This is a genomic window from Legionella sainthelensi (assembly GCF_900637685.1).
Classification (GTDB): domain Bacteria; phylum Pseudomonadota; class Gammaproteobacteria; order Legionellales; family Legionellaceae; genus Legionella; species Legionella sainthelensi.
This window is the reverse complement of sequence record NZ_LR134388.1, coordinates 1,158,372-1,172,642: the sequence shown is the minus strand read 5'-3', so window position 1 is coordinate 1,172,642 and position 14,271 is coordinate 1,158,372. Positions and strand designations below refer to the sequence as shown.

Below are 14,271 nucleotides of genomic sequence, written 5' to 3'. Positions count from 1 at the left end.
TCATTTATTTTAATTTGGATCTTTTTAAAAAAATAAGCAATCAAAATACCTAAAAGAAAATACTCCCAAAGGGATTGCCCATAATAGAATACCCGATAGAGATAGTTCCCTTCTGAATTATGTATATCTCGAAGAGGAATATCAACTCGAAGAAAACTAATAAGTCCCGTTAAAATGAGCCCCTTAAGCAAAGTACTTGATGGGAGTTTTCCACTGCTATCTAAAAGAAAAAACGTTATAAAAGAAGCCACAGTCAACTCAAAACAAGTAAGAAAATTAGATAGGAACAAGGCACTAGCTGACTCTTTGGTATAAATCCCCCCCCCCCCATCAGAATACCCATACGAATAAGATTAAAACTAATGGTCGCAACGATCGCCCATCCTAAGTAACGTACCAATCTCCATTTATATTCAGAAGCGCGATGAATATAACAACATATAATATAGGAAACGCTTAAATAACTCAGGTACAAAGTAAAAATATTAAAGTAGGTCAAGCTATATTTCAGAAATCCCTTTTGAAAAATGCCTTCAGCTAATTCCATGATCAGCAGAGCAAATAAAAAAGTGCGCTCTGATAGTTTAAACGATGACCAATATTTTTTTGATAAAAGATAAATAATAATTGCTGTAACTACTCTACAAAACAATGCTCCATACATCATGAATATATTAAAAGAAATAGTATTTAGGATGGGTAATGGTAGATAAAACGTAATATAAAGAGGCACACTAACCACGATCATACTAATGAACATAAGCCCTAAAGAAATCAACAAAACTTTCTTTTGCATTTTGATTTAGTCCCAAGGAAGTATAATAAAATTATATAATACTCTATAAAGGCTCCAGTCAGGATACCGTGCATGGTTGCTTCATGTTGGTGTCTGGTTTTTCGAGGGAAGATCAGCCTGGAAAATTTTGTAAATTGGCGCATGAGTCTTGACAATATTAACGCAGCCAATTAATGCATTCTTGATCTACTTGGCAAGCTATCCTTAAATTAGCTTACTCTTATTTGAATTTGTTTTTATGTAGATAAATAGGTTGGTTTTTTTCAGTCGCTATAAGTATCAAATACAAACCAACTGATTAACTACAAAAGAAATCATCCAACTTTATTTCATTGAGTGTTGCATCAAAGCGCGGGTTTCGGAGTGCCTAAAGATACAACAATAACGCCTAAATACATTAGCCAGGAAGTGTTGAATCAACTCAAAAAGCATTCGCATCAATTAAGTCCATGGATGCGAATTTTTGGGTTACCAACTTACTGGATCGGATGGTTCACAACATTAGAACCTTTCAAAAATATCTAGAAAAAGACCTTTGATTTACTTAATATTTCACAAAAAGACTATGAGATAAATCAAAGATGACTAATTTAACTAATGTTAGAAAATTTCTTGAGCGTGTTGAAGAGGTTATTCCGACTTATTCCGACCCTCAAATTATGAGGCAGATTGTAGAGGCATTCGGTTTTAATAATTTAAAGACAACAAACGAAGAGTTTAAATTTTTTATTCATAAAATTCAGAAGACCCCAATTGATCTTTCGCTTTTAATTAATAAAGTAAAAATAGATGTCTTGTCTAAAGCCCCTCTTTGTGAATTACTGGGCTATATTGAAACCAACAATTTGATTACAAACAATGAGATTTTGGCTGCTGCCAGCACTTTACAGGTTCAAATTCATGCTTTATGCCTTTTGGAAGCCATCACTGTAACAATGGATAATAGCAATGATTTTGGCAATAATGTTTATCAACACATAATAAAAATCGAGGGCCAGGATATACTGGCAATCCTTACTGGAACTTCTTTTTTGGTACACCTCTTTCTACTGAACTCTTTGGAAGAATAAAAAAGATTTCAGTTGAACCAGGAATGACCAGTATCATATTTCACCGCTTAATGGGAGCATCTCCAGAAATAGAAGCCGATCTCGATGAATTTGTAGCGCAATTTCATTTGTCTGGCTGGAATGCTGATATTGAGCTTGCACGATTCGAAACTCAAACAACCAGTACAATAGCCGCTATGGGCGTCAATATCTTAGAAGCCTCTGTAACTGATTGTATCGGTACAAGCAACGACTCTGGTGGTAAGCTAAATGCTGAAGCGGGTTTCGGATTAATTGAAATTATGGAGCAAAACCGCTATGGCACTAGCTTTAAAATGCTTAATACAATTTTACCTGAAGGAACAAGTCTCGAAAATAATTTAAGTTATTCGCTAATTCCCGACCTGAAAGTAGATAACAGCCCCAAAAAAGTCTCCCAATTTCATATTCCTTGGCAATGGAGGGATTTATACAATTGTTGGAATTTACGTTTTGTTATTGCAAATCTCGATCCCGTTTTAGTTCCTTTAAAGTTGTTGATTCCTAGTGTTTTTTCTGCTGAACCGGCAAACTTTAAAGAAGTTAGAGTCTTAACTCTATTTCTTCTTGTCAATATTGTTATCGATAAGGATACGCGTAAAAATCCTATTTTTGCCAATCACTTTTTCTTTAAAAATGCAAAAGAGATGCTATTAAAATGGGGCGAGATTAACAAAAATTATGCAAACAAGCTTTTACAAGAACTTTGTTCTGAACCAAAAGAAACAGATGAGCTTTATCATCAAGCTTTAAATGAGCGTTTTCCATATCTAAGCTTAGGTTCACATCTTCTCAATTATATTATGGATCCGCATGGTTTCAGAGTTAGAGCGAAACCTTTACAAGCATCAGGTCCTCATTCTTTCTTTTCAAATCCTGCTCCTAAGACAGAGACTGAAGATCAAATAAATGATAATCAGTACCAGCCTTAATTCATAAAGTAATCAGGGTCTACGCATGAAAAAAATTATGTCAAATTCTATATAAATCATAAGTAGGGAGGATGAGAGTTCTGTCGAAAATAGAAAATCCCAGTTATAGTTCGCCATAAAAGCTTCAGAGAGGAGGTAGTCTACAGGCTCTCCAGTCCTTAATTTATTAATTTCTAAAAGATAAAGGTCTGCTCTTTCACGACTATACTCTGATTGTTTCGATGCCCTATTGCTATTATTTGTTAGTATATTCTTTTCAATTTCGAAATTTGGAGTACCATGATGCTGACTCGCAAGAATATGAACATAAGCCAGACTCATCGTACTTCCTTGAATGTTGGACAAACACTGAGATAATACCGGAAGCTGCGCTACATAGGTAGCTATAAAAATGCGCATGCCATAGCAACAACAGAAGCATCGTTTCGCTTTAATTTATCAACTCTTGTGGCGATTGCACGAACGTGTTTTATTCTGACAAAAAAATTTCAACTCGATGTCTGTATTTATAAATACCCCAATCCATATCTGCATTACCAGTTTTGGAATTGCTCTTTCCTGGAATCACGGGAATGGATGATTTTTTTCGAATGGTATCTCGAACCTCTTCGCTATCATAACCCTTATCTGCAATAGTATGTTCTGCAGCAGGTAACTTTTCGATAAATTCTGGTGCCACTTTGCAACCATGCACTTCGCCACCTGTTATTTCAAAATCAATAGGTAATCCGTGAGCATCAACGGCCATATGAATCTTCGTTGTATTTCCAGCAGCCGACTTACCAATGCCTTGTTCTTCCTTATTAGGCGCGCCAGCACCATGTTGATGAGCTTTGACAATACTGCCATCAATAAACTCCCATCCTAAATCGGGCTCTTGCACAAGCGTTTTAAAAATTTGAATTAACTTTTTTTGAGATGACCATCGATTAAATTGTTGATAAATTCAATTCCAGCATCCAAAATCTATCGGTAGGTCACGCCAAGGGCACCCAACCCGCATGCGATATAACATTGCCTCAACTATCCTACCAAGATTGGGCTTGTCATAAATTCTGTGCTGTAGCATGATCTCCCTCAGCTTTGACCAACGCTCGTCATTGAGCATAAGTCTAAGCATTGCAAATTCGTTTTATACTTGGTATCTGAGCCGTTATATTATGAGTTTGCTTTCATTAATCAATCAATTAGGTTGTTCAGCTTTTAATTTGACCATCTACTGGATGCCGCGGACAAGCCGCGGCACGTAGGCGGCAGGTGAATTGTCAACTGACCCTAATTTTAATAAAAAATTACTATTTCGCCATTTCGCGACCAATTCTTGAAAGTTATTTTTACGAAACAATTATTGGAATATAATGCAAAGTCAGATGTGGATTAATTGTAATTAATTTAAACCAGGTAACCCAAAAAACTTCTCTTATTTTATGAACTACTCACAACAATCCCATAGGAATATGATCAACATTATTGTTGATCATCACTTTGCAGAGTTAACTAAGAAAATAAGCCGCATAAAGATTGGTATTTGTAACGAAGTTTATCGTATCGCTTTAAACGATCGGAATATCATTATTCGTTTGAGTGCTACAGATAAATATTTACGCGGCTCTGAAGTTCATATACCGGAGTTTAAAAAACTAGATATTAAAGTACCGGATATTTTGGCTTCTGACTACACTCAGACTCTTGTCCCTCTTTGTTATCAAATCCAAAATGAAATAAAAGGAAAAGATTTAGGTCTTGTGATTGAATCGTTAAATCATACTGAGCTTTTGATGCTGGCTCATGAAATTGCTACCATTTTTCGCAAAGTGAAAACATTACCCGTCACCACACAGTTTGGGGTAATTTGGGGTGGTAATAACGATGTCAGTGATAGTTGGTCAGAGCGAATGAAACTATGGATCCAAGAATCAATTGAACATGGACGTTTAACAGGGATAATAGCGCAACAAATAGAGCATAGTGCAATTGAAGTTTATCATAATTATGAACCCTACTTCGATTCATTAAAACCAACTATGTACTATGGCGACATTTGCTCAAAAAACGTCATGGTTTACAAAGGGCGTTTTAATGGGCTGGTTGATTTAGATGGATTAACACAAGGTGATCCTCTCGAGGCTTTAGGTCGAATTAAATTAAGTTGGTATGGGACATCTCATGGAGAATTTTATTTTAACGCGCTCGTTAACGAGCTTGAATTAACTGACTCAGAGCAACAATTAATTACCGTTTACGCCTTAATTAATCAACTTTCCTGGATGTGTGAAAACGGCATTTTGTTTAACCAAAATACGCAACCCATTGTAAACTGGGAAAAAGTAGAGAACGATAAAAATATTTTTTGGCACTTGGCCTCTGCTCTCCGAAATTAATATTCAGTTTTATTGATTCATCTAACCGATAAAAAGCTGTATGAATGTACCCAATAGATTTTATTTTGCTTATTTTCAATCCTAACCAATTGAGATTCATTCTATTAACTCAAATCTTTTTCGAATCTCACCATTTATCTCAACTGCTTCCAGGAACATTTTAAGGGGCCGAACCCATAGCCCAAAATCACTGTAAAGCGCTCTATAAACCACCATATTTTCCAGGCTTTCTGAATGTTTAGCAATATCAATCACCTCATAAAGATTACCTTTATAATGGCGGTATTTCCCTTTTTTTATCAAACTCATAGCACCTTCTTCATATAATAACGCTTATGACTTTTTGGACAGTCTTCTAGCACACCAAACTCTTCGTATCCCTGTTTGAGATAAAAATCTTTTGCTTGAAAATCAAAGGTATCAAGATAAATTAAACTAATACCCAATTGTTTTGCTTCCTTTTCCACTTCATTGAGTAAAATTGTACCTAAACCTTGATTGCGGTATTGTTCCTTAACAAAAACGACACTAATGTATAGAATCTTCCAGGTATATACCTCAGAACAAATAACGACGATTATCTCATCACCCTTTTTGATGGTAACGTTTATATCAATTACCTCTGGCTTTTGTGTCGAAGGGACGCACGATTTATTAAACTCAAATAATTTTTGATCGATAATTTTAAATGAATCTTTGGCATTGAACTCCAACTTATAATTTGTATCTGGCAAATATACATCGAGGTGATTTTTTTCACTTGTAGACACGACATCACTTTCTACAAACAAATTTTTGTTTAGTTTTTTGGTAAACCATAAAATTAAATCATCATCCAATGAATATTTTTCCCCTGGCATGGTTGGTTTATAATCATAGGCAATCCCTAAACCATCAGTAATATAACCTCGATTGACTTTAACAAAGTGTATTTCAGAAGCAAGATCCAGTAAAGAATCCTTCGTTGTTCCGCCAGAAAATTTGCCATCATGGATGATAGTAGAATTATTGCCTATAGGAACATGGTCAATTTTATATACAAATCTAAAGTATCGCTCAGACAAAAAGAATATTTCTGATACTTTTAAATTATCTCCTATTGAGTGTGGTTCCTGTTTACATACCCTCACCTATATACGAAACCTTTGTGCACACAATTCTCGGCTATGGAATAGACATTTTATATGCACATTTATGGGTTTCAAGAGTACCTACAACCCAATACTACCTTTGCAGCACAAGCGGTTGTGCTCCATCTCTTTCTAAAAACAATCTCTCCTAATAGCAAATGGACAACAAAATTTTACACCCTACTCAGGACACATAAATTTAGTTAAATGGGTAAATAAGCAACTTGGTTGAAAGATAGAACAAAATACTTACCTTATGGATGGTCCATTTACAGGATAATTTACAATGTATAAAAAAATTTGGTTGCAGTGGATGGGAGTCATACTTCAGTCTTAGTATTAAAAAAAGCGCTTCATCTTGCAAAAAGTTAAAGATCCAAATTATGCATTATCCATGTACTTAATAATCTCTATGAAGGTGATACTGCTGCCGAAGAAATGACGATCTTAAGACGAAAGCAAGGAGAGGAAATTTTAAATGATATGAGTTATTAGCCACAAGGATCTGAACCAACAATCCAGCATCATTTTCCAGTAAAACCCACGCCATATTATCAAATTATTTGATATGACAAATAAAAAAATTAATTGGTTTAACTAATTTATTTTGGATAAAGTTTGAACTTTTCAATAGTTATTGAATACATCGAAAATAACATGTGACCATATTTTTAACTTAGAAAAAGCAGCAATGAGAGGTTATAAATGCTCAAAACCAGACTAGAATCCATAACTTGTCCGGAAATAATACCATTAATCAATGAGGTTATAGATAAAGGCAGTAAAGAGGATATAGAGTTATTAAAAAAAGCAATTTTTTCTGTCGATCTTGCAACAAACCACGATAACTATGCGTTAGGTGGAGCCAATTTTCTCCTCTATGTGGTTGCTATGAATGATGTTAAAACTCTGGAAAAAATGATAAATCATGGCTTTGATTATAATGCGGGTTTAACTGAATGGAACGGAGAAGAGGCATACGTTAGCCCACTGATGCTTGCTTGCTTTTTTAATGATTCAGCGATAGTACATATTCTTTTAAATAATAACGCCAATTTTTCTGGATATTATCCCAAAAATAGAAGCCTATTTGAAACAGCAGCGCGACATTCTACTAGAGAAATACTCGACTTATTATTCAATCATGCTAAAAACAAAGGAACGATTAAAGAATTTTTATCACGTACAGTTATGAAAAAAAACGGACTTGAAACAATCTTTGAACCAGAGAAGGTTATGGAGCGGTTAATTCAAATTATTTTAAACCCCAAATTTAATTCGAATCTAACCCTTAAAGACTTAAGGTTTTTTTCGCCCCAAATCAAAGACTATTATCAATCTATGTATAAATTAGTACCACTGAGCACGGATAAAGCAAGATATAATCAAAATTCATCTCCCTCATTTTTTCAACCTAAAGCAGCGAAGGAGCAAGTGACCAAAGAAATGGCAATTACTAATGCACTCGCAGCCTATAAGAAAATCCTGGATGATCCATTAACATGCTTCACTCTTCTACAACAATTAGAGAATGCCATTACTTTAAAGGTAGAAAATACATTCCATACATCTAATTTAGAAAAGCTTGTCAGCACTGAATATACAATCGAAACTCATTTGGCCATGAAATGGCCTATCCCCAAAAACGCTTATCAACCCTTAAAGTTGGATAGCCTATTAAGCCTCTCCATCATAGGTGAGTTGCAAAAATTTGGTTGTGGTCAGTCCTCTTATAAATGGTATGGATTTGTTAATGATACAACAGCAAGCTCACATATCATCGATGGGGCACATACCACGGAAGATACTTTGGATATCAGTGCCTTACTACATGGAAAATATTCTCACTCCATTCAATTATTGCTTTTAATGTACGCCATTGAAGAGAATTTAATAGATGTTTCCTATGGGGTTGATCAAAAATTAGAAATTCGCGATCTTTTGCGAGGACTCGTCACCCCGGCAACGGACGGAAAAAAAACCTGGGCAACGACCAATGATTACATTTATTTCGACCATGCATCCTTTAGTGGACCTCATTTTTTAAATAGCATTCTAATGAATGAGGGCCATAAATATGGTCTACCCAATTTAGGTCACGCTCTGACAAGCAGTTTTTGCAAGGCATTATTGCGCTCCATGGAGTTTTACAACAAAAACCACCATGGTGAGTTTTTATCACCCAGCCATTTATGGGATAATTTGATTTCGCTACATAATCCAAGAATTTTTCTCCCATCCATAGAGAGAAACAATCACTTTTTTAGACCCGCTAAAAACTCGATACGGGATGAAGAAAAATTAGAGTCTGGAAAAGGGGAATATGTGGAAGCACAATACATCGTATCAAAAAAATCTTTAGCTCGGTAATCACAAAATGTCAACTGGAGTTGTTATTCAAAACATCAACTCCAGAAAAGCATTGAAATGCACCTATTTTAGGGGAGGGGTACAAGAGGTTCATAATGAATATTAGCGTATTAGGTATAGATATAGCCAAGAATATTTTCCAATTACATGGAGTTGATAGTTATGGCAAATGAGTATTAAAACAACGAATTGAACGAGAAAAATTGGCTGCCTATATCGCGAATTTCCCATTGATTACTATTGCTATGGAGTCTTGTGGTGGAGGCAATTACTGGGCTCGTGTATTTCAACGCCAGGGTCATACTGTAAAATTAGTTAGCCCACAGTTTGTAAAGCCATTTGTAAAGACTAATAAAAATGATGCCAATGATGCCGTAGCGATTGTTGAGGCAGCAAGTCGCCCATCGATGCACTTTGTGCCAATCAAACAGGTAGAGCAACAAGATATTCAATCCTTGCACCGAGTACGTAGTCGTTTAGTCAAGAATAGAACTTGCGTTAATCAATGAAATCCGAGGATTAAATTTAGAGTATGGTATAACAATTCCGCAAGGAGCATTAAAAGTTAAAAGCCACTTACGCTCAATTATTGATGATAAAGAAAATGAATTAACATCCTCATCACGAGAGTTGGTGCAAGAGCTCTATGATGCGTTGATAGAATTAGAGGAACGGCTTGAAAAATAGAAAAAAGGCAAAATTCATTTGTAAAGGAAATGATCAATGCCAACGACTTCTAAGCATGCCTGGCATCGGTGAGTTAACTGCCACCGCTATTGTTGCAGCAGTTCCAAGTGCCAATGAGTTTAAAAATGGCCTCCATATGTCGGCATGGTTAGGTTTAGTTCCACGGCAGTCTTCGAGCGGGAATAAACAATTATTATTAGGAATTAGTAAACGTGGGGATAGATATTTACGTAATTTATTAATTCATGGTGCAAGAGCAGTACTTTATCGATGCAAAAATATCAATAGCAAATATGGCGAATGGCTAACCAATAAAAAGAAGTCGCTCACCCTTAATAAGGCGGCTGTGGCGCTCGCCAATAAAAATGCGCGAATTATTGGGTCACTGGTGAAGAATTTAATAGTAACCAAGAAAAGAGAGCTGCTTGATACTGAATATTAAGCAGTACAATTTAACTTAACCAATTTTGCTTTAGTTAGTTTTTAATGATGGTTAATGGGTTAAACCAACTCTTTTAAACCCTGTTTTGCGTCACGGCACTTAGAGGCCATCACCCTGCTTAGGAAAAAGAGGGCGGATTTACATCAGAGCGCAAGCTTAGCTTAGACGCTGAATTGAATTAGTTTCGACTTAATCTGACACAAGTACTTGAAAAAGAGAGAGTTTCCGGTTTTGATAGAAGTGCGAACTTGAAACAAAACCAAAAGGAAAACTCTCATGATAGATAATACAGTTAAAATTATTAAACATAAAGTTGGCTTATTAAACCTTGCTGAAGAATTAGGGAATGTATCTAAGGCATGTAAAGTAATGGGCTTATCCAGAGATACATTTTATCGCTATAAGTCGGCAGTAGAATCGGGAGGAGTTGATGCTTTATTCGATCAAAGCCGAAGAAAACCTAATCTAAAAAATAGAGTAGAAGAAGCAATTGAACTCTCGGTAAGGGAGTATGCGATCGCATTTCCAGCCCATGGTCAGCTTCGTACGAGCAATGAGCTTCGTAAACAGGGTATTTTTGTTTCTCCAAGTGGAGTTCGTAGCATTTGGCTGCGATATGAGCTTGCCAATTTTAAAGACCGCTTAAAAGCATTAGAGGCTAAAGTAGCTTCTGAAGGAATTATATTGACGGAAGCGCAGGTCGTAGCTTTGGAGAAAAAGAAATTTGATGATGAGGCATGTGGTGAAATCGAAACAGCACATCCTGGTTACCTCGGCTCGCAAGATACTTTTTATGTGGGTACGCTTAAAGGAGTCGGTCGCATTTATCAGCAAACTTTTGTTGATACCTATAGTAAAGTGGCATTTGCCAAGCTTTATACGACTAAAACGCCAATTACTTCAGCAGATTTACTGAACGATAAGGTTTTACCCTTCTTCGAACAACACGATTTACCTATACTGCGTATTTTAACAGATAGGGGTACTGAATATTGTGGCAAGGTAGAACAGCATGATTATCAGCTTTATTTGGCAATTAATAACATTGACCATACAAAGACAAAAGCAAATTCACCTCAAACAAATGGCATTTGTGAACGTTTTCATAAAACGATTTTACAGGAGTTTTATCAAGTAACATTCCGAAAGAAAATTTACGAATCAATCGATGAATTGCAAAAAGATCTGGACGAATGGATGGATTACTATAATAATCAACGTACTCATCAGGGTAAAATGTGTTGTGGACGTACCCCAATGCAAACTTTGATAGAGAGTAAACAATTCTGGATGGAAAAATTTATAAACTAAATTTGACCTGACAGACACTTCTTAAAAACCGGTAACTGTCAGATCAAGTTGGAACTACTACAGCTGAATATATGACTGCAACTTAAAACCTATAACATCTTTATAAATTGGCTTGCAAAACGGGATGGTTCATATACGTAAAAATCGTATGGTAACGAGACCACATTGCTGTGATCCCGTTTCCAAACAACCATAGATTCATCGTTGGATTTCTTTTATTTTCGCCTCGATCCCTTCGCGTGAGCAATGCCATCAGCAGGATTTAATGGCCATTGATGTTTAGGATAACGTATCCGTAACTCTTTACGGATTTCTGAATAACCATTTTTCCAAAAGCTTTCTAGATCGCTTGTTACCTGCACTGGACGAAAATTCGGCCCTAATAAATGCAGTACAACTGACACACTCTGAAATAATATTTTCGGCGTTTCTTCCCATCCAAACACTTCTTGGATGCGTACTCTAAGAAAGGGATGTTCAACCGTTGAATAATGAATCGGTATCATGCTACCACTTGGAACTTTTAACCTATTTGGGAGTTCGGTTTGTAAAATACTACGCAATGTTTCAGATATATTTAGTTCAAAAAAATACACTAAATTTTTTTCAGTACTAAGGTCATTTTACTTTCACCGAAACATGCTTGTCTAAATACAGTTAAGCAAAATGATTTTTTTAATGCATCTCCGTCGAAAAGACTTTCCAATTCATCTTGTATATGAGGGGGTATTAATGCCTTATGGAATCGTAAAAATATAATCTTTTGATACCACTCATGTAAATTTTCATTTTTCTTCAGTGTGCTCGCCCAATTGTCAGTTAATATATCAGGCAATTTTTCTGCAACGTGTACAGAGGTTGCCAGCGAAAAACTCGGTTCTTCTATGGGTAAACCCCAAAGTGTTTTAAATTCCCGCTGATAAAATTGGGATTTTTCTGCTTCAAAAATGATGTCTCTTTTCTTTATTATGTTGTCGGAAAAGTGTTTGAACAAAAATTCTTTATTTATCCCACTCGCCTGATTAATCAAAGTTTCAGCCTCCCCGTTTTCTTCAAAACCATTCAATGCAATAAAAAACTCACTCCTTTTCACAAGCGTTCGATCTGATAATTTTACACCACGACCACCGACCATTAATGCACGATCAGAGTTCTTGCGACGTCGACACAAACGATCACCAAAAGATAACATAAGGAGTAACTGTCTAGCTTCATCTTCTTCACGATAAACAGGGGGCTCTGCTTTTTTTAATTTTTTAGCAAGATCTAGAATCTGCTGATAACTTTGTGCGACAGTTTGTAAAATTGTGAAATGACCTTCATGTGAAGAACCATCTTTTAGAAATTTATTCAAAATTTTTAATCGCGGTGCAACATCACATTCAAAATGATCTGCTTGAAAATTATTCGTCATTTCTTTCCGTAGAATATCGCGCTCTTGTAATAACGCTGCAATTTTTGCAGCCAGATCGATGCACTTATTTTCTATACCTGCAATTAATAGTCTCCCCAAACGCACAGGTAATGGGAAGTCCAAAAGCTGGCGACCTATTGATGTTAATTCATTGTTATTTTTGATAGCACCTGCCGCTTGTAAGCTAAAGGTCGCACGTTCAATGCTGACAAGTGGTGGTCTTTCAAACCACGAAAAATTCTGAAAATTCGAGATATGTTGATTAGCTAAAAAAAGCAAACTATCGCTTAAATCTGAACTTAGAATTTCTGGAATATTTGATTTCACAAATGAACTTTCATCATGTTGATTCCACATCCTGTAACAAACACCTGGAAATTGTCGGGCGGCTCTACCAGCACGCTGAATGGCACTCGCTAAGCTAATTCTCGAAATTTCCAGGCGTGAAAATCCAGTACGTAAATCTTGTTTCATTATTTTTACTAAACCTGAATCTATGACGGTATCAACACCGTCTAAAGTAACAGAAGACTCAGCAATATTAGTTGCAAGAATAATTCTTTGCGCTGAAGATTTTTGCAATGCGATACGCTGTGCTTCCAGAGGAAGACTGCCATGCAGCGTGATCACCTCTATTTTTTTGCTTTCTTTCCAATCAAGTAAGTTTTCTTTAGCGCGTTCAATTTCACGTGCACCCGGTAAAAATACTAAAATATCTTTATCAGTCTGTCGCTGTGCTTCTTTGATGACTTGAGATAAATGCTCATAAAATTGATATTGAGGTGTTAGTAATTGGGTTGATTTTTGATAACGTACCGTTAACTCATATAATTTTCCAGGCACGGAAATGACAGGACAATTACCCAAATATTCAGCAATTTTTTCTGCTTCGAGTGTCGCTGACATGACCACAATTTTAATATGATGCCCTAACTCTTGTAATTCACGTATTAATCCTAGTGTTAAATCAACGTATAAAGATCTTTCATGAAACTCGTCTAGAATCACAATGTCTACATCGTCTAACTCAGGATGATGAATCATGTGTCGAGCCAGCAAAGCTTCCGTCATGTAAATTAATCTGGTTTTATGCGATGTTTTATTGACAAAACGGACTTGATAACCAACCTCCTCACCGACTAGCCAATTATTTTCTTCTGCAACCCGATGAGCAGCAGCAATCGACGCCATTCTTCGAGGTTCCAGCACCAATATTTTCCCGGCTACAACGGAAAGCAATTCCGGAGGCAATCGAGTTGTCTTACCAGCACCAGGTGCGGCTGTTATTACTAAATTAGTATAAGATGTCACCTTCTGTAAAATATCATCTATAAAATCATCTATTGGTAAATGAGTTGAGCCTGCTTTTAAAATGATTGTACCCTCAGTTGAAATGTTCAAATAACCATTTGAACTTGTAATTTAATGAAAATGAACATTTCTATAAATTGACCTCTGGCCTGGATTCTAGTAAAAAAGGGGCCTGATTGAAATTTAATCAATAGCACTTTAAGAACCGTAGATTTATCTTATTCTTAATATTCCAGGAACGTTCAATTGTCGAGTGCCAAGTTTCTCTTGAAATTATAATTATTGGTCTTTAGATACTTTTGTTAGAACCCCTCTTTATCCGTTATTGGAGTGACAAAAGAAACAAAAGTCCTTTCTTGTCTTCATCACATCAATGAACTGGTCCTGATTTTGAAGTTCGAGTTCCCAT

12 protein-coding genes and 3 pseudogenes are annotated in these 14,271 nt (G+C 36.0%); 8 read left to right on the top strand and 7 right to left on the bottom strand.

The window, feature by feature from the left end; translation table 11 throughout:
• Positions 1-253 precede the first annotated feature (253 nt).
• Positions 254-796, bottom strand: a complete 543-nt coding sequence (locus tag EL220_RS05270) for a hypothetical protein (RefSeq protein WP_232002634.1) — start codon at positions 794-796, stop codon at positions 254-256.
• Between the two features lie 581 nt (positions 797-1,377).
• Between EL220_RS05270 and EL220_RS18645 the strand changes: the two genes are divergently transcribed.
• Complete coding sequence (locus EL220_RS18645) at positions 1,378-1,866, top strand: hypothetical protein (RefSeq protein ID WP_232002633.1); 489 nt, start codon at positions 1,378-1,380, stop codon at positions 1,864-1,866.
• A gap of 23 nt (positions 1,867-1,889) precedes the next feature.
• The gene (locus tag EL220_RS18640; protein WP_232002632.1) at positions 1,890-2,816 is read left to right on the top strand and encodes a hypothetical protein; all 927 of its coding nucleotides are present in this window, start codon (positions 1,890-1,892) and stop codon (positions 2,814-2,816) included.
• Positions 2,817-2,828: 12 nt separating this feature from the next.
• Here EL220_RS18640 and EL220_RS05260 read toward each other — a convergent pair whose 3' ends face one another.
• Together EL220_RS05260 and EL220_RS05255 are read right to left on the bottom strand one after the other, a co-directional pair.
• Complete coding sequence (locus EL220_RS05260) at positions 2,829-3,215, bottom strand: hypothetical protein (protein WP_128130837.1); 387 nt, start codon at positions 3,213-3,215, stop codon at positions 2,829-2,831.
• Positions 3,200-3,936 (bottom strand): annotated as a pseudogene (locus tag EL220_RS05255) (IS5 family transposase). Before EL220_RS05255 ends, EL220_RS05260 begins: the two are co-directional and overlap by 16 nt.
• Positions 3,937-4,273: 337 nt before the next feature.
• Here EL220_RS05255 and EL220_RS05250 point away from each other — a divergent pair.
• Positions 4,274-5,197 carry a phosphotransferase gene (locus EL220_RS05250; protein WP_027272400.1) on the top strand — a complete coding sequence of 308 codons (924 nt, stop codon included), beginning with the start codon at positions 4,274-4,276 and terminating at the stop codon, positions 5,195-5,197.
• A gap of 96 nt (positions 5,198-5,293) precedes the next feature.
• Here EL220_RS05250 and EL220_RS05245 read toward each other — a convergent pair whose 3' ends face one another.
• Positions 5,294-5,506, bottom strand: coding sequence for a DUF1653 domain-containing protein (locus tag EL220_RS05245; RefSeq protein ID WP_027272399.1), 213 nt, complete (start codon positions 5,504-5,506; stop codon positions 5,294-5,296).
• Positions 5,503-6,261: a GNAT family N-acetyltransferase gene (locus tag EL220_RS05240; protein WP_232002631.1), complete on the bottom strand. Its 759-nt coding sequence runs from the start codon at positions 6,259-6,261 to the stop codon at positions 5,503-5,505. Before EL220_RS05240 ends, EL220_RS05245 begins: the two co-directional genes overlap by 4 nt.
• On the opposite strand from EL220_RS05240, the gene EL220_RS19755 reads away from it, so the two are divergent.
• From EL220_RS19755 to EL220_RS05220, 5 genes and pseudogenes are all read left to right on the top strand, one after another.
• Entirely contained in the window at positions 6,191-6,463 is a 273-nt protein-coding gene (locus tag EL220_RS19755; protein ID WP_081779105.1) for an Abi family protein, read from the top strand. The two genes, EL220_RS05240 and EL220_RS19755, sit on opposite strands and share 71 nt — an antisense overlap.
• A gap of 569 nt (positions 6,464-7,032) precedes the next feature.
• Positions 7,033-8,697: an ankyrin repeat domain-containing protein gene (locus EL220_RS05230; protein ID WP_027272397.1), complete on the top strand. Its 1,665-nt coding sequence runs from the start codon at positions 7,033-7,035 to the stop codon at positions 8,695-8,697.
• A gap of 203 nt (positions 8,698-8,900) precedes the next feature.
• The gene (locus EL220_RS18635; protein ID WP_232002630.1) at positions 8,901-9,206 is read left to right on the top strand and encodes an IS110 family transposase; all 306 of its coding nucleotides are present in this window, start codon (positions 8,901-8,903) and stop codon (positions 9,204-9,206) included.
• A 230-nt stretch (positions 9,207-9,436) separates the two neighbouring features.
• A pseudogene (locus EL220_RS19880) lies at positions 9,437-9,644 on the top strand (transposase); the annotation flags it as partial.
• Positions 9,645-10,102: 458 nt separating this feature from the next.
• A pseudogene (locus tag EL220_RS05220) lies at positions 10,103-11,162 on the top strand (IS481 family transposase).
• A 190-nt stretch (positions 11,163-11,352) separates the two neighbouring features.
• Here EL220_RS05220 and EL220_RS18625 read toward each other — a convergent pair.
• Positions 11,353-11,733: an ATP-dependent helicase C-terminal domain-containing protein gene (locus EL220_RS18625; protein WP_232002628.1), complete on the bottom strand. Its 381-nt coding sequence runs from the start codon at positions 11,731-11,733 to the stop codon at positions 11,353-11,355.
• Positions 11,733-13,952, bottom strand: coding sequence for a helicase-related protein (locus tag EL220_RS05215; protein WP_232002627.1), 2,220 nt, complete (start codon positions 13,950-13,952; stop codon positions 11,733-11,735). The genes EL220_RS18625 and EL220_RS05215 overlap by 1 nt, the downstream gene beginning before the upstream one ends.
• Positions 13,953-14,271 lie beyond the last annotated feature (319 nt).